This window comes from Vibrio xiamenensis (assembly GCF_900100015.1).
Lineage (GTDB): Bacteria > Pseudomonadota > Gammaproteobacteria > Enterobacterales > Vibrionaceae > Vibrio > Vibrio xiamenensis.
The window spans coordinates 1-16,058 of the sequence record NZ_FNDD01000005.1 but is presented as its reverse complement, the minus strand read 5'-3'; the positions used below and the strand labels follow the sequence as shown (position 1 = coordinate 16,058).

Annotated in this window: 14 protein-coding genes; 7 read left to right on the top strand and 7 right to left on the bottom strand. The window is 46.7% G+C overall.

Going from position 1 to position 16,058, the window contains the following annotated elements:
* The first annotated feature begins 212 nt into the window (after positions 1-212).
* A complete protein-coding gene (locus BLS03_RS05625; RefSeq protein ID WP_093270618.1) occupies positions 213-2,717 on the top strand; it encodes a pectinesterase family protein in 2,505 nt (834 codons plus the stop codon).
* A gap of 135 nt (positions 2,718-2,852) precedes the next feature.
* Here the strand turns inward: BLS03_RS05625 and cbiB are convergent, their stop codons facing one another.
* Together cbiB and BLS03_RS05615 are read right to left on the bottom strand one after the other, a co-directional pair.
* Positions 2,853-3,803 (bottom strand): adenosylcobinamide-phosphate synthase CbiB, encoded by a 951-nt coding sequence (gene cbiB, locus BLS03_RS05620; RefSeq protein ID WP_093270616.1) that lies wholly within the window; start codon positions 3,801-3,803, stop codon positions 2,853-2,855.
* Positions 3,800-5,161, bottom strand: coding sequence for a cobyrinic acid a,c-diamide synthase CobB (locus BLS03_RS05615; RefSeq protein ID WP_093270613.1), 1,362 nt, complete (start codon positions 5,159-5,161; stop codon positions 3,800-3,802). Before BLS03_RS05615 ends, cbiB begins: the two co-directional genes overlap by 4 nt.
* 330 nt (positions 5,162-5,491) lie before the next feature.
* Between BLS03_RS05615 and cobD the strand changes: the two genes are divergently transcribed.
* Together cobD and BLS03_RS05605 are read left to right on the top strand one after the other, a co-directional pair.
* Positions 5,492-6,571: a threonine-phosphate decarboxylase CobD gene (cobD, locus tag BLS03_RS05610; RefSeq protein WP_093270610.1), complete on the top strand. Its 1,080-nt coding sequence runs from the start codon at positions 5,492-5,494 to the stop codon at positions 6,569-6,571.
* Positions 6,564-7,424, top strand: a complete 861-nt coding sequence (locus BLS03_RS05605) for a GHMP family kinase ATP-binding protein (protein ID WP_093270606.1) — start codon at positions 6,564-6,566, stop codon at positions 7,422-7,424. The genes cobD and BLS03_RS05605 overlap by 8 nt, the downstream gene beginning before the upstream one ends.
* A gap of 1 nt (position 7,425) precedes the next feature.
* On the opposite strand, the gene BLS03_RS05600 is transcribed toward BLS03_RS05605, so the two are convergent.
* Positions 7,426-8,031 carry a histidine phosphatase family protein gene (locus BLS03_RS05600; RefSeq protein WP_093270603.1) on the bottom strand — a complete coding sequence of 202 codons (606 nt, stop codon included), beginning with the start codon at positions 8,029-8,031 and terminating at the stop codon, positions 7,426-7,428.
* A complete protein-coding gene (gene cobU, locus BLS03_RS05595) occupies positions 8,021-8,608 on the bottom strand; it encodes a bifunctional adenosylcobinamide kinase/adenosylcobinamide-phosphate guanylyltransferase (RefSeq protein ID WP_093270600.1) in 588 nt (195 codons plus the stop codon). Before cobU ends, BLS03_RS05600 begins: the two co-directional genes overlap by 11 nt.
* A gap of 141 nt (positions 8,609-8,749) precedes the next feature.
* On the opposite strand from cobU, the gene BLS03_RS05590 reads away from it, so the two are divergent.
* The 3 genes from BLS03_RS05590 to pelA all read left to right on the top strand — a co-directional run bounded on the left by BLS03_RS05590 (position 8,750) and on the right by pelA (position 12,194).
* Positions 8,750-9,103: a DUF2956 domain-containing protein gene (locus BLS03_RS05590; RefSeq protein WP_093270597.1), complete on the top strand. Its 354-nt coding sequence runs from the start codon at positions 8,750-8,752 to the stop codon at positions 9,101-9,103.
* An 88-nt stretch (positions 9,104-9,191) separates the two neighbouring features.
* On the top strand, positions 9,192-10,313 hold the full coding sequence (gene solA, locus BLS03_RS05585) for an N-methyl-L-tryptophan oxidase (protein ID WP_093270595.1): 1,122 nt from the start codon (positions 9,192-9,194) through the stop codon (positions 10,311-10,313).
* Between the two features lie 348 nt (positions 10,314-10,661).
* A complete protein-coding gene (gene pelA / locus BLS03_RS05580) occupies positions 10,662-12,194 on the top strand; it encodes a pectate lyase (RefSeq protein ID WP_093270592.1) in 1,533 nt (510 codons plus the stop codon).
* 56 nt (positions 12,195-12,250) lie between these two features.
* Here pelA and BLS03_RS05575 read toward each other — a convergent pair whose 3' ends face one another.
* Positions 12,251-13,216: a hypothetical protein gene (locus tag BLS03_RS05575; RefSeq protein WP_093270589.1), complete on the bottom strand. Its 966-nt coding sequence runs from the start codon at positions 13,214-13,216 to the stop codon at positions 12,251-12,253.
* A gap of 203 nt (positions 13,217-13,419) precedes the next feature.
* Positions 13,420-14,382: a hypothetical protein gene (locus BLS03_RS05570; RefSeq protein ID WP_093270586.1), complete on the bottom strand. Its 963-nt coding sequence runs from the start codon at positions 14,380-14,382 to the stop codon at positions 13,420-13,422.
* Positions 14,383-14,796: 414 nt separating this feature from the next.
* Between BLS03_RS05570 and BLS03_RS05565 the strand changes: the two genes are divergently transcribed.
* On the top strand, positions 14,797-15,795 hold the full coding sequence (locus BLS03_RS05565; protein WP_093270583.1) for a branched-chain amino acid aminotransferase: 999 nt from the start codon (positions 14,797-14,799) through the stop codon (positions 15,793-15,795).
* Between the two features lie 80 nt (positions 15,796-15,875).
* On the opposite strand, the gene BLS03_RS05560 is transcribed toward BLS03_RS05565, so the two are convergent.
* A partial coding sequence (locus BLS03_RS05560; protein ID WP_176765531.1) for a transposase occupies positions 15,876-16,058 on the bottom strand: 183 nt, incomplete at its 5' end.

Here is a 16,058-nt window from a genome sequence, read left to right as displayed (position 1 = left end):
AAAACTAATAGGTTTTTATTAATTATATATATTAAAAATAAAACATTGGTTCATTAAACGATCTATATCATTTTTTTAATAAAAAGATCGTGAAAATAGAATTAAATTCCTTATATAAAACCAAGCGCACAAATTAAATAAAATAGGATCTTTATATTATTCCACTCATTACTACCCTACTGCCAAAATAATAATGATTGAGGAATATAATAATGAAAACCAAGCTAGGATTTCTGCCACTAGCCATCATCATCGCACTTGCCGGCTGTGATGAAGAAGCCACCACAGATCCAGATACTGGAACAGATACCGACGTAGAAACCAGTACTTCTGTGTGTGATGACATGACCAACCTGTATTTCTGTGATGATTTTGATTCTCAAGATACATCTAACTGGCAAATTTTGGCCACCAGCGGTGGTAGCCCAGATGGCGTTTTTGATATCCCTGAAGGCAAAGGCTATTTACGCTACACCGCAGGCAGTTCAGGCGGCGAAGTGTTACTCGCAGCGGAATCTGTCTTAGATGCACTACCTGCGAGCGGTAACTACTTTGTCGAAGCAAAAATACGCCCACGCCAGAACAGCACAACAGCCAACAAACAGATCTATTTCATGGGGCGCTACGATAGCGTGGGTAACTGGTATGGCGGCGGTTTGAATGTGCAAAACTCCACCTCTAGTACTCAAGTTGAAGTGGCGGTCAGCCAAGACGGTTCAATTGGCCGACCTGTACAAGCGAAGCGTGTGATTGAACTGGGTGAAAAAGGTGGTGAAGACGACGGTACTTGGTACAAAACCCGTTTTGAGATGATCGATAATGCCCTGACGGTTTATCTTGATGGTGAGCCTATTGGTACCACAACCGACTACTCGCTTTATTCTGATCCGGGTAACTTTGGTATTTTTACCAATAACCGCTCTTTTGAAATCGACTACATTACCGTTGGCGATCCAAGTATTAAACCGGTTCAGTTAACTCTCGATTACAGCTCCACATCTTGGACCAGCGCGGTCGCTGGTGGCGATCCTTTAGTTGTCACGGTTACTGCACTACAAAGTGATGGCACCACAGCGGACACCTTTACCGTCGAGTCTAGTGACGAAAACATTGTCAGTGTCGACATTGTTGATAACGTCGTCACCCTCACTCCGCTTGCTGAAGGCGATGCTACGGTGACGTTCTACTCTGGCTCTGACAGCAGCTTATCGAAAACCATCGAAGTGAGTGTCGATCCGAAATTTGAAATGCCAACGCAGACCTATGGTGATATCTCAGCGTTAGTAACTCCACAAATCGATAGCACCGAACAATTTACCGATACCAGCGTATCACTCACCTTTGATAACGAAATTTCAGCCGGCTCTAGCGGCCAGGTTCGCATCTATCGTCTAAGCGATGATGAACTGATCGATACGATTAAAACCTCGGAAGAAACCGATTCGATTGGTTATCAAGATCAAACCAACAAACGTACTGTCTACTTCAATCCGTTAACCTTTGAGGGCAATACGCTGACTGTCAAACTGCACAGTGACGTACTTGACTACGGTGAGACATACTATGTGGTGATCGGTGATGGCGTCGTTGCCGATGGCGAGCTTAACGGCATCGACTTTGTTGGCTTAGGTCAAAACAGTAACTGGGAATTCACCACTAAAGTGAACGCACCGTCTGGAACCAGCTTTAATGTGGGTAGTGATGACAGCGATGACTTCTCAACACTGCAAGGCGCGTTTAACCACATTATGGAGAACAACTCGACGGATGATGCGATCGACATTTCAATCGCCGATGGCACCTATAACGAACTGTTGTACCTGCGTGACCACGATAATGTCACCATCACAGGTGAAAGCCGTGAAGGTACCATCATCCAATACGATAACTACGAAACTCTAAACTCAGGTTCTGGTAAGAGCGAAACTCCTGGAGGCACGCCATCAGGCGGCCGCGCGGTGTTCCTTGCAGAAAACATGGATATGCTAACGCTCAAGAATTTGACGCTGAAAAACTCCCATGTTCGCTCAAGTGAATACTCAAACCAAGCTGAAACGATCTACTTTAATAGTTCGGACCGTTTAGTGGCTATCAATGCCAACTTCATCAGTGAACAAGATACATTGCAACTCAAAGGTTACACTTGGTTCTACAATACATTAGTGGCAGGTAACGTCGACTTCATCTGGGGTAACAACACCACATCCGTGTTTGAAAACAGTGAAATTCGCACCATTGGTGACTCTAAATCTGGCACCGACACTACCAGCGATGGTGGCTACGTATTGCAAGCGCGTACCGTTAACGCCGATGACCCAGGTTTTGTATTCATCAATAGTGAATTCACCCAAGGTGAAGGCCCAACAGGTAATAGCGTTGTCGAAGGTTCTACCTACTTTGCGCGCAGTAGCGGCAACTCTAGCTACTATGACAACGTGGTACTGGTGAACTGTAAAGCCGATACTCACATCGCCGATATCGGTTGGGCAGTCGAAGGCACTAATGGTCAACCTGCGCCAACGCCAGATCCGGCGACGGCAACCGCAGGCTGGCGTGAATACAACACTACTGACCTGTACGGCGTTGCAGTCGACTCAAGTATTCGCCAAGGCGTATATTGGCTAAGTGATGAGGAAGTCGAAAACTACAGCTCTCGCGAAGCGGTATTCGCAGGCTACAACGACGGTGAAGGCTGGTCGCCAAGCGTCACTGAATAAACTCCGTTGGTTAAAACGCAAAAGCCTGCAATTATGCAGGCTTTTTTATTGGGCGCTTTTGATTACGCACTATTGATTACGCACTAATAGACACTACCGAGCATAAGTGACTCGCACTATAACGACATCGTGTTGCTATTGAACGACATACCAAACCGCGGCGAACACCACCACCGCCACAGCACTAGCCGCCAACATCAGCCTGCACGCCAATTCAACATGTTTGGGCGCGATGGTCTCTATGTCATCACCAATCCAAGGTTTCTCAACCATTTGACCGAAATAGAGGTTTGGCCCACCCAAACACACATTAAGCGCGCCAGCGACCGTGGCTTCAGACCAAGCACTGTTCGGGCTTTTATGGTTATAGCGATCGCGCCAACCAATGCTAAATGCCGCCTTGCTATCGAGCTTGAGCAAATAAGCCGAAACGCTGAGTAATAGCCAGCCAAGCCGCGCAGGCAAGTAATTCGCGAGATCATCAATTTTGGCGCTAACAAAGCCAATTTGACGATATTTTTGGTTGTTATAGCCAAGCATGGAATCTAAAGTATTGATCGCCTTATACGCCATTGCGAGTGGTACGCCACCGATAAACAGATAGAACAGCGGCGCAATAACGCCATCGACACTGTTTTCCGCCACCGTCTCGACTGTGGCGCGGCAAATTTGCTGCTCATCGAGCGCTTTAGTATCGCGACCGACAATATAAGAAAGCATCACTCGGCTGGTTTCAATATCACCACGTTTAAGCGGGTCGATCACCGCATAAGCACTGTCACGCAGACAGCGCCCAGCCAAGGTCGTAAAACCCAGCCAAAGCTCGACCACCAATCGCAGCATCGGGTGAACAGTGCCGAGCAGTTCAAGTAGCGCCCAACAGCCGATCCCCGCAGTGCCAACCACCACCAGCCAAATCATACCACCAGCGATATAAAGCGAGACGCGGTGTTGGCATACTCGCCTCGCAAGCTTTTCACATTTGCTGATAAGCAATCCTATCCAGCGAATCGGATGTGGCCAATTGACCGGATCGCCAAGCAAGCCATCAAGTACCCAAGCGCCAAAATACAACCCCAGCGTCATTGACGTGCTCGCGCGCATTCAAACCAGCGGCTTAAAAAGCTGGGATTCTGCGCAAAATGGACATGCAAATAGCTAGCAAGTGTATTACCGACTTGATAACCGCCTTGCCAACTCGAAACCACTTCACCATCGCGCTCTTTATACACAGAGAATGCCGCTTCTAGTTCGGTACTAAATTGGGAATAGTGAAATTCATGGCCGCGAATCAGCGCTTGGCTGTCACATAGTAGCGTCGCCTGATTGGCTTTGGCATAACAATAGCCAAAACGTTTTAGCGAAGAGGTCATGCTACTGGTGCCAGGCAAAATCCCCACCATGTCAAAGCGTTGCTCTTGATGATCCAACAGATCGCTGCCCAAATACATTAAACCGCCACATTCTGCGTAAATGGGAATACCGCTTTGATGGGCTGCGAGAATTTGCTCGCGTAATGACACGTTATCGGCCAACAATTTCGCATGCATTTCTGGATAACCCCCACCAATATAAATGGCGTCACACTCAGGGAGCACGGAATCATGCAGTGGACTAAAGCGCACGATCGTGGCGCCGCTTTGTTCAATCAAATCCAAGTTATCTTGGTAGTAGAAATTAAACGCTTCATCGTGAGCAACCGCCACCGTCAGCCCTTTGCCGATTTGCTCAATCGCGCTACACGCCGTTGGTGTAATCGGTTTGATCGTTGCCGCCTCAAGCAGCGCATCTAAATCGATATGTTGTTCCACCACATCAGCGAGTTTGTCCCAGCTGCCATCGAACTGCTGCGACTCCTCTGCCGTTAACAATCCAAGATGGCGCGATGGCAATTCAATATCAGGCACTTTAGGCAGTCGGCCAAGTACCGGGATTTTACAGTAAGTCTCGATGGCATTTTTCAACAGCTCAAAGTGAGTTTCCGAATTGACGTGATTGACCAGCACACCCGCCACCTTGACCTTATCGGAAAAATGCTGAAATCCCATCACTGTGGCGGCCGCCGAAGTAGACACGGCCTTGCCATCGAGCACTAAAATCACCGGACAATCGAGCGCCATCGCAAGCCCGGCACTGCTGCAGTAATAAGGATCGGTACCATAACCATCATACATGCCCATCACCCCTTCAATCACCGAAACATCGGCGTTGACCGCCTGCTGAGCAAACGCATTCAGCAAGGCCTGATCGTCAAGCATAAAACCATCGAGATTGCGTGATGTGGTTCCGGACACGCGAGTATGCCAGGCTGTGTCGATATAATCTGGGCCAACTTTAAACGGCTGGACTTTCAAATTTCGGCGCGCCAATGCGCGCATGATGCCAAGGGTCATGGTGGTTTTGCCACAACCGCTGTTTGTCCCTGCAATTAAAAATGCTTTCATTGATGGTTTCCTGTCAGCTTATGGTGCTGGATAAAACAGATGCGGTGAAAAAAGCGGCTTTACGTCGAAACTGCGCCATTAGAATCAAACACCAACACACTTAGTTTGCAAAAACTGCCACCATTATCAAAAAACATCAATCAATTCATAGAAATAATTATTCTTTCAAAACGGCGGCTTAAACGCTTTGTGCATAATGTGAACAAAATCGGGGTCAATCTGTGCAAGCAAAGATTGAGCGCTTGAATTTATAACCACTTAAAGGCAAATTTAACCGCATAACACCAGCCTATCGCGCTTAGTCGCACACATAATAATAAGCAGGTTAGCATGGCAAAAAGTGGACAACACGGCGGTAATGTACTGCAAATGGCGCACAAATTTGGCGTCGATCCTAGAATGGTGCTCGACTTTAGCGCCAACATCAATCCGATGGGACTGCCCGACTCGTTAAAGTCAGCACTTATCGAAAATATTGACTGCCTTGAACACTATCCCGATATCGATTACACCGAACTCAACCAAAGCTTGGCGCAGCACGTCGGTTGTCAAACCGAGTGGGTGTTACCCGGTAATGGAGCGACTGAGTTAATTTTTCTCTGGGTGCACTACTTTCGCCCCAAAACCGCACTGTTAGTTGAGCCAAGCTTTGGCGAATATCGCCGCGCGCTTGAACGCTATGAATGCCAAATTCAATCCTTTGATCTTAAAGAGCAAAGTGGCTTTACTCTGGATGAATCATTGCTCGATGCATTAAGCGCCGACTTGGATTGCCTATTTTTGTGTACACCAAATAATCCAACCGGATTAATGCCGAGTCGCTCACTGCTTGAAGCGGTGATCGACAAATGCCGAGCACTGCACATTGCGCTATTTATTGATGAATCGTTTATCGACTTCCTGCCGAATCATCGCGGTTGTAGCAAGTTGCTTGACGGCAATCCACACCTATACGTTCTGCGTTCGATGACCAAGTTTTACGCCATGCCAGGGCTAAGGCTGGGTTATTTGTTGTCGTCGAATCAATTGCTGCTCGATACCATTCGTGAACAGCGAGAACCGTGGACCATTAACGCTTTTGCAGCGCTTTCCGCACAGGTGGTGCTTAGCGATGATGATTACACAGAGGCGACCCATTCTTGGCTTGGCGAGCAGCAAGCGTATCTCTACCAAGCACTGAGTGAATTTTCGACGCTTGAGGTCTTCAAACCCAGCGCCAATTACCTGTTCTTTAAACTCAACATCGCGGATTTTGATCTGCAGAGTGCGTTAATGAAACAGCAAATTTTAATTCGCCACTGCGCCAATTATCCGGGTCTCAATCAGCAATTTTATCGCGTCGCGATCAAATCGGAGGTCGATAACAAACGGCTTATAGAGGCATTAAAAGAGTGTTTGCCTAATGGCTGAAGCCGCATGCCCCGCCTCGTGCGGGGAACTGATACAAGGCTGGTTACAAGGGGGAGAAAAACTGATTTCTTGCCCGATTGATTGGTATTCGACAGTTTCAGTCACACAAGGCGCGCCCAACTATCAGCTGGAACGGCCATTAATGCGCAAAGCGCTTAAGCTAACCCTGAACTACTTTAAAATCAGCAGCACGTTTGAAGCGCAGCTTCGTATTGAATTCGATTCGACGATTCCGGTCGCCAAAGGCATGGCCAGCAGTACCGCAGACATCGCTGCCACCATAGTGGCGACCACGCGATTTTTAGAACAGACCATCAGCGAACAAGATATCGCGCTGCTTTGCGCTCATCTTGAACCAACCGACAGTACACCGATTAGCACGCTCGCGCTGTTTGACCACAACCGCGGCGAGATCGTCACCAAGCTTAGCGGCTTTAGCTCGCTGGATATTTTAATTCTCGAAAGTCCAATTTGCGTTGAGACTTCGCTGTACCATTTGATTGATCGCGGCCAAGCGCTGCGTGACTCTGCGCCGCAGCTCGAAACCGCCTATCAAACCCTACGCGTAGCGCTGGATACCCAATCGCCACGTCAATTTGGTCAAGCGTGCATGATAAGTGCCCTGCAAAGCCAGAAGATCCTGCGTAAACCGCGCTTTCCCTGCTTACTGGATATCGTAGAACGCCATGATTTGTATGGCCTTAATGTCGCTCACAGCGGCAGCGTGGTTGGTATGTTGTTTGATAGTAGCAAACACGATATCGAAGCCGTGATACACGATATTCAGGGCATTGCCACCGAGCACTACCCCAATTTTCATTTAACCAAACTGGTGAACGGCGGCGTGCGTTAGCCTACAAACGCGCACCGATGGTTTTGACTTTGAAAAATGTCTCGCCTTGATAACGATTGATTTCGATATGAGTGACGCTTTGATTGGCGATTTCGAGCGTGGAGTACCATTTCGGATTGGCCCAGTTAACGCCAAGCACATCCGCCAAAATAAAACGAATGGTCCCGCCGTGAGCAATCAAAGCCGTATCGGTTTGGCATCCTAACACCAGTTGTTGCCAAGCCAGTTGCACCCGTGCAAAACCCAGTGAAAGCGGTTCGGCGCCCGGCAAAGTCACTTTTTCTGGCGCTTGCCAAAAGGCTTCAAGATCGCGCCAGTTTTCGCCAAGCTCATCATAAGGCACGCCGTCATAGCGGCCAAAGTCCAACTCTTGAAATGCCGCGACCGATTGCAGTGATAAGCTGGGTTTGGTTTGGTGCAGGAGTTTACCAAGTTCCCAGCAGCGGCTAAGCGGCGAGCTCACTACCTGAGTGAATTCATACTGCTCAAGCAATTTTTGGCAAATTTCCTGCTGAGTCTTCTTTGCAACCTCAACGTCAGTTCGACCATTGAGCGCCGCTGCGCCAAGCGTTTTACCATGGCGAATGAGATAGATATTAACGCTCACTGCATGTCCCTTTGCTGGTGGTCGAATCAACCTGACTATCTTTTAAGATCAAGGGTAACCCTGCGGCCATAAACGTCACACGGCTCGCAACTTTGGCAATCGCTTGATTCATCCAACCTGCATGATCCACATACAGGCGTGATACTTCGCCAAGCGGCACGATACCGAGCCCCACTTCGTTCGACACGCACAAAATAGTCGCCGCACAGGCATCGAGCACCTCAACCAAATCTTCAACCTGCTGGCGTATTTCGGTTGGCGTCGCGGTATTGCCATCGTTGTAGATAACGTTGTTGATCCAAAGCGTGAGGCAATCAATTAAAACAATATCGTGCGCCTCTAGTTGCGCGACTTTCTGCGCCAAGGCGACTGGGCATTCGTGATTGTGCCACTCTGCTCCGCGGCGGCTCTGATGATGAGCAATACGCTTGCGCATTTCATCATCGAAAGCGATGGCGGTGGCAATATAATGCAGCCTCGCAGCTCGGCCTTGCTCGGCTAAATAAGATAGCGCCGCTTGCTCTGCATAAGAGGATTTTCCACTACGCGCGCCGCCAAGAAATAATTCTACCGTCATAACGTCCTTGAGAATTAAGGTTAGAAAAAGCGAACTCTAGTGTACCGAATTGTCGCCGGTACGCCTAACAGCAAATGATCGCCACGCGAAACATGCTATGCTGAGCGCCAATTTGTATCACCGAGGCAAAATAACAGCACAATGAAAAATAAAATCGCACCGTCTGAGCAAACCCAGCAAGAAGCATTTAAAATCGCCAACGCCACCCAGAAACCGGGCCAAACCAAAGAGCAAACCAAACTGATTGCGCAAGGCATTGAAAAAGGCATCGCGCTGTATAAGAAGCAGCAAAAAGAAAAAAGTCGCCAAGCGGATAAAGCGCGCAAGAAAGCGCAGAAAACCAAATCGGCAAATCCAGAGCCACAAACCGCATCGACACCAAACGCGCCGAGCCAAGCAGATGGCACTGCGCCTGCCTCAAACCGTTCCATCCTGCCTTGGGCACTGCTTATCGTTAGCTGGATTGGCTTTATTGTCTATTTACAAACCAACTAAGCAACATCGATGACGCTTTTCTATTGGTAAGGCGTATGCTTGGTGTTAGGATTTTGGATTCTTCATTAGCAAATAATTCGAGGTATCAATGCATTACGATGTCGCTGTGGTTGGCGCAGGTTCAATGGGAATGGCAACCGGCTATTTTCTCGCCAAACAAGGTAAAAAAGTGTTGTTGTTGGATGCGTTCGACCCACCTCACACTCATGCCAGTCATCATGGCGAAACACGCATCATTCGTTATGCCTACGGAGAAGGTGCAGAATACGTCCCTCTCGCACTTCGCGCCAAAGCCTTGTGGGAAGACCTTGAAGCGCAAACCGGTAAAACGCTGCTACTGAAAACCGGGGTATTAAATGTCGGTGCGAAATCATCGCCATTTATTCAAATGCTGATCCAAAGCGCCACCAAATACCAACTGCCGATTGAAATTCTAACCGCCGAGCAAGCCAACGCCCGCTTCTCTGGTTTAAATCTGCCTGACCAATACATTGGGTGCTTGGAGTCGACCTCGGGCGTGCTTAAGTGTGAAGAGTGCATTTCGGCCTACCGCGAATTGGCCCTTGAACACGGCGCGACGTTACTCACCCACCATAAAGTCACGGATATTGAGCTTAAAGATGACCAAGTTCATATCACGGCAAACGGACACGCTTTTAGCGCAGATAAATTGGCGGTGTCAGTCGGCGCTTGGTCAAATGATATCCTTGATATGCTGGGCTTAACCTTACCTATCCGCCCGATTCGAAAAACCTTTGCTTGGTTTAATGCCCCTGAATCCCTTTATGGCGATACGGTTTTTCCGGCGTTTTCGTTTGATACCGCCGATGGCATTTATTACGGATTTCCAAGTATTGATGGCGCCGGACTCAAAATTGGTCGTCATGATCTCGGTGAAGACCACAGTCCCAATACACCGCTTGCACCGTTTGACAACGACGCCGACAGCAAAGATTTGCGTCAGCTCCTTGATTTGCATATGCCGCAAGTGGGCGCACTGAAAGTGGGTAAAACATGCATGTATACCATGACCCCAGATGAGCACTTTATTATTGACCGTCACCCGCGCCACTCAAATGTTGTGTTAGCGTCTGGTTTCTCTGGTCACGGCTTTAAATTTAGCAGCGTGGTGGGTGAAGTGGTCGCGGACTTGGTGCTTGGCAAACCAAGCGAGTTTGATCTTAACTTGTTTTCTATCAAGCGTTTCTAGTTTTTATTTTCGCTTCCATTTCCACATGTTTAGAGTGCCGCGCATGGCGAATTTGCCAAAAGGCACTCTAAAATCACATTTCTCAACTCCCGCCTTAGTTAATAAAAATCGTCGATTATGTATCAAAAAATCGGCATTTTTCATTAATTTACCTATACCAACTAAGAGCTAGATAACGTTTTAAAATGTTAAAACCTGTTTGTCGTGACCCAACTCTTATCTCGCCACATTGACGCTACTTCTTCGACTCCGGTTGTGTAAAATTATTTTGAAATTCAAAAATCTGCCATCTCGTATATAAATAATGAAACACGAGTTTGCTTTTGAAAAACTCCCCGGAGACGTGAAATGACAATGCTAAAAAAAACCTACATCGCTGCCGCTTTAACCGCTGCCTGTTTTACAGGTGCCATCCAAGCTCAAGAACTGACTTGGGATAACGCAAACCTTCACACCGTTTCGCTGATGATGAGCGAGCCGATGATGAAAGTGGATGGAAGCTACCACGAACTGCTTGATTCTTACTACTTAAAACCAATCATGACCGAAGATAAAGTTGTGATGGCACCACTTGACGACATCATTGATGAACTTAACGGTGTAACCAAATTTGATGGTAAGAAAATCGAATTCACGCTAAACGGTAAAACCGTTGCGATGACCGATGGCTCACCCGTTGCGTCTGTTGACGGTAAGAAAGTTGAAGCGCCAGCGGCTGCAAAATTGGTCGAAGGTGCCCTATACGTACCGTTCAAATTTGTGTTTGAACAATTTGGTGGCAAATATAAGTGGAACTCTTCACGCCAACTTGCTGAAGTAACGCTGCTTCGCCCTGAAGGTTCTATTTTCAAAGCGAAAAAAGGCAAGATTTCTCTAAAAACCATCGGCAAGCAAAAAGACGATTGGTATGGCAGCGCAGAAGCACAATCGGTTGCTGACGCTATGCTGAAAAACCAAAACCAAGACGGCGGCTGGTTTAAGATCGGCAGCTCAGACTCGCTTGCTCAAGTTTATGATCGCGACACCTTCCCAACTTACCGTCAAAAATCGACCATCGATAATGACGCGACCTACATTCAGATCATGACGTTGGCCAAAGTGTACCAACACACCAATAAAGCAGAATACAAAGACGCAGTAATTCGCGGCGTGGAATACTTGCTTGACGGTCAATACAAAAATGGCGGCTGGCCACAATTCTTCCCTAATTCTGAAGGCTACCATCGCCATGTTACCTTTAACGATAATGCCATTGCGAATACCCTCAACGTGATGCGCGATGTGGCTAGCCAAAAAGACGAGTTCGCATTCGTACCAAACGATCTAGCCAAACGTGCGCAAGCATCTATGGATCAAGGCCTACGCTTTGTGCTCGATAACCAAGTGGTCTCTAACGGTCAAAAAACCGGTTGGTGTGCTCAGTACAACGTTGATACCCTCGCCTGTGAACGCGGCCGTTCTTACGAACTTGCTTCAATCAGTGGCGATGAAAGTGTCAACGTGATTAAGTTCCTAATGAGCGTTGAAAACCCGTCGGCAGAAGTGGTTGATTCTATCAACAGCGCCGTATCGTTCTTGAAGAGCCAAGAAATCCCTGGCAAGAAAATGGTTAAAACCCCTGACGATACAATGGAGTTTGGTGTAAACCGCGTAGTTATCGATAAAGAAGGCAGCAGTGTGTGGCCACGCTTTATCAATATCGAAAACCTACAACCACTTTACTCTAACCGCCAAGGTGACAAACTCGATAAATTTGAAGACGTTAGCTACGAGCGCCGCGTGAAGTACAGCTGGTTGGTGACTGGTCCTGGTAAGATGTTCAAAAACGATTACCCACAATGGCAAGAGAAGTTCTCTCCATCAGTAAACGCGTTGAACTAAGCACCACAACTCATGTTTCACTAAACAAAAGCGCCCTTCGGGGCGCTTTTTGCCGATTAGCTTGCGAGTAACCAGTCATCATTAATCACATTGGTCGAAAGAGTAAAAGACTCATCATCATAAACGACGGTCACTGTGTAGTAATCCGAATCGGTTTCTTCGACTGTGATCGAGTCATAATCGTCGCTAAACTCAATATCCAGATCAGTAATAGTGAGTTCCGAGTTCGCCTCAAGTAAATCTTCACTCAGCGTTACGGTGAGATCATCATCGCTGCCATTTTCGATGCTTTCAAAATTGGCAAAATCCAATATGCCCGAGTCTGTTTCTAGTTCTAAGGTGTCATCGCCGTCACCACCATCGACATAACGGGTCTGATCTGAAGATGCTGCGGCATCAAGGGCGTAGGTAAACGTGTCATCACCACCATTAAGCGAGACATCAAACTCTGTCCATTGGGTCGCGTCTGAAGTATATGCATAATTACTGCTAGTAAAGGTAACGTAGTCGTCCGAGTCGCCCGTCGTCACAGTAAACATATTACTCCAACTGTCACCGTTACTGTAAGGTACGATATTCAGCCAAGTTAAGGAGATATCGAGGGAACTAAGGTCGATATCACCTCGTTTGGCACCATATATATTTACACCGATGTTCCACGAGTAATCACCGAACGTATCAGGGTCAGAGAAATTGATATAGACATCGACAAAGTTGTATATGCTGATTCCTCCCTGATAGCAATCCAACGCTTCCATTGCCGTAGAATCCAGATAAATTTCTTTCATCCCCTCAGCATTCCATTCGGCGGTGTTGTATATCAAGACACTGAGCGAACCATAATGATCCCCTCCTTTATCGATTTCGATATTGTCTAAAATAAGTTCGCTGCCCCATTCCTCATTGAGCACATTTTGAAACGAGTTACTGTCCCCAATATCAATGACCGTGCCGTTGTCTGCCGTCAAATTCGATGCGCTACCGGTACCATCAAGATTGGTTGTTCCTACTATTAATGTCATTTCCTCTACCCTTTGATTCTTTTTGCCTCAGAGTATAGGTCGCGCGAAGGTGAATTTTCGGTTAATTTCTGACCACTTTTTAACCAAAAAAATGATGCTATTTGGTGGGTCATTACATCACTCGTAAGAGCGAGGAGATATTCTAGAATAATAAAAAAGCGCCTAATATTAGGCGCTTGTGCAATTTTAGTGAGTAGCAAATGTTACGCTGCCCAATCTTGATCAATGCTATCAGTAACGAGTGTGTAAGAAGCGTCATCATAGCTTACGGTCACATCCCAATAACCGGTATCTTGACCGTTTTCATCAAGCTGTTCGGTGGCAGAAATCTCGTCATATTGATCAGAAAAATCGATATCCACACCTGAGATGGTCAAACCATCAGCATTATTGCTCAGCAGTTCTTGATTAAGCGTTAACGTGACATCTTCTAACGCTTCAGTTTCGATATGTTCAAAATTCGCAAAATCAAGGTCATCCGTATCGCTGTAAAGAACCAGCGTATCTTCATCATCACCACCATCAACAAAGCGAGTTTGCAACTCTGACGCCGCATCCGCTAAATCATAATGGAATGAATCATCCCCACCGTTTAGCGCTACTGAAAACTCAGTCCATTCGGTCATTGACGATTCGCTAGAGTAATAAAGTTGTACTTCATCATCACTGTCGCCGGTGGTGACATCAAATAGGTTGCTCCAGCTATCGCCATTACTATTAGCCAGAATTTCAATATTAACGCTACCGGCATCTTGAGTGTCGATTTCACCGCGTTTGGCATCAATGACATTAATTTGAGTCTCGCCGTTTTCGTTCGCGAGTTCTTCGGTAAGGTTAATATAGACATCAACGTAATTTTCCACCGTCAATGACTCTAGATTGTATTCCCCAGTCAAGGTTTCTGCGTCATTCGAATCAATGTAGACTTCTTTCATGCCGCTTTCATTCCACTCGCCGGTGTTGCTCACCGAAGTAAAAATGTTGTGGTAATGATCTAAGGTAGAAGAAACAAGTGCCATGCCATCTTCGACATCCCAAGACCATTCATGAGGAAAGTCACTGAAATCAAACTGCTTGACCGATAAGTCGATCATCTGCCCGTTTTCTAGCAAATTCGCTGCACTGCCCTTACCATCAAGATTGGTTTCGCCAAATAATATGCTCATACTATATAACTCTATTTCACAGAAAATATCTGCGCATTATACATATGCGTTTAGGCGCTTAAGTTTTAAATATTTAACAATTTTCACTAGCCCTAAAAGTGTATTCGAGTCGCTAATATTCCAGCGATATAACCATTAACATCAAACACAAAAGTAAACTTAAGATTCAACCCATCCCGTTAATGTCAGAGCCTTTACAAGATCAAAGAGTTAGCCTCTAAATTTAGAGTAAAGACCCTAATTTCACTGAGTTAACCCATATCAAAACAGAATAATTCACTAAAATGGATAATTTTACTTTATTACCAGCTCGACAAGTTTTAGTATTTTAAGCTTAAGTCTTGGACATCCAATTTCATCGCCTGACCAAACTTAATCTCATCTTCTTCGCAATTCTTACAGTAGGACATCATAATGGCGGCTTTTGGTAGCGTATTTATGCCGGAAATGGCACTAGCATCATTCGAAAACAACCAATGGACTGACGCGAGCATCGTCTCAGCAGACAGCATTTCACTACACCCAGGCGCCCATGTACTTCACTATTCAAGTACTTGCTTTGAAGGCCTAAAAGCATTTCGCCATGAAGACGGCAGTGTGCACGTGTTTCGAATGGACCAAAACGTCAAACGCTTTGCGCAAAGCAGTAAATTACTTGCACTACCTGAGCTCGACAACGAACAAGTGACGCAAATGATCAAAGACATCGTCGCTAAATACGCGCAGGACGTGCCACTTCCTCCTGGCTCAATGTACATTCGCCCAACGCATATCGGTACTGAAGCGGCTGTAGGTAAAGCGGCAGCGCCTTCACTAACCTCAATGGTTTATGTGCTGCTTTCTCCTGTTGGCGACTACTTTGCTGGCGGCTCAAAAGCACTGCGCTTACTGCTTGATGAAACGGGTCAACGCTGCGCACCGCATATGGGTATGATCAAAAGCGGTGGTAACTACGCCAGCGCGCTTGCTCCAACACTTGAAGCTAAGCAGCAATACCAAGCAGACCAAATCCTGTTCTGTCCAAATGGTTACATCACTGAAACTGGCGCAGCCAACTTCTTATTGGTAGATGGCAATGAAATCATCACCAAAGCACTGGATTCAACGTTCCTTCATGGCGTAACACGTTCAAGTATTCTGACCATTGCCGAAGATCTTGGTATGACGGTCAGCGAACGCGAAATTTCAGTGGAAGAACTGCTTGAACGCGCTGCAAAACCAGGCACAGAAGCGATGCTTTCTGGCACCGCTGCAGTCCTAACTTCAGTGGGTACCTTTATCCACAACGGTGAAGATATCAAAGTGGGTAGCGGCGAAGAAGGCCCTATCGCGAATAAACTTCGCCAAGCACTCAACGATATTCAATGGGGCAAAGCACCAGATACCCACAACTGGCTAACTAAGATTGCCTAATCCTATATCGGAGTAAAAATCCGCCTTCTTAGAAGGCGGCTTTGGTTTACAGCCCCCTAAAAGGGGGCATTCCTTCGCTGTTAGTTCATTTTCAACTCTAACTGTGCCTCATATTCTTGATCTTTCTTGTCTTGATGCCTGACATACCGCCTGATGATCTCTTCATTTACACCGACTGTGTCAACAAAGTACCCTCTCGCCCAAAAATGATTACCCCATAATTTCTTTCTAATATGCGGGAATTTATTAAACAATCGGATAGC

Coding starts and splice junctions, on each gene's coding strand:
- cbiB (WP_093270616.1), bottom strand. CDS start 3,803: ATGACGCTGGGGTTGTATTTTGGCGCTTGGGTACTTGATGGCTTGCTT.
- cobU (WP_093270600.1), bottom strand. CDS start 8,608: ATGACGGTAGAATTATTTCTTGGCGGCGCGCGTAGTGGAAAATCCTCT.
- BLS03_RS05615 (WP_093270613.1), bottom strand. CDS start 5,161: ATGAAAGCATTTTTAATTGCAGGGACAAACAGCGGTTGTGGCAAAACC.
- BLS03_RS05575 (WP_093270589.1), bottom strand. CDS start 13,216: ATGACATTAATAGTAGGAACAACCAATCTTGATGGTACCGGTAGCGCA.
- cobD (WP_093270610.1), top strand. CDS start 5,492: ATGGCAAAAAGTGGACAACACGGCGGTAATGTACTGCAAATGGCGCAC.
- BLS03_RS05625 (WP_093270618.1), top strand. CDS start 213: ATGAAAACCAAGCTAGGATTTCTGCCACTAGCCATCATCATCGCACTT.
- pelA (WP_093270592.1), top strand. CDS start 10,662: ATGACAATGCTAAAAAAAACCTACATCGCTGCCGCTTTAACCGCTGCC.
- BLS03_RS05605 (WP_093270606.1), top strand. CDS start 6,564: ATGGCTGAAGCCGCATGCCCCGCCTCGTGCGGGGAACTGATACAAGGC.
- BLS03_RS05570 (WP_093270586.1), bottom strand. CDS start 14,382: ATGAGCATATTATTTGGCGAAACCAATCTTGATGGTAAGGGCAGTGCA.
- BLS03_RS05565 (WP_093270583.1), top strand. CDS start 14,797: ATGGCGGCTTTTGGTAGCGTATTTATGCCGGAAATGGCACTAGCATCA.
- BLS03_RS05590 (WP_093270597.1), top strand. CDS start 8,750: ATGAAAAATAAAATCGCACCGTCTGAGCAAACCCAGCAAGAAGCATTT.
- solA (WP_093270595.1), top strand. CDS start 9,192: ATGCATTACGATGTCGCTGTGGTTGGCGCAGGTTCAATGGGAATGGCA.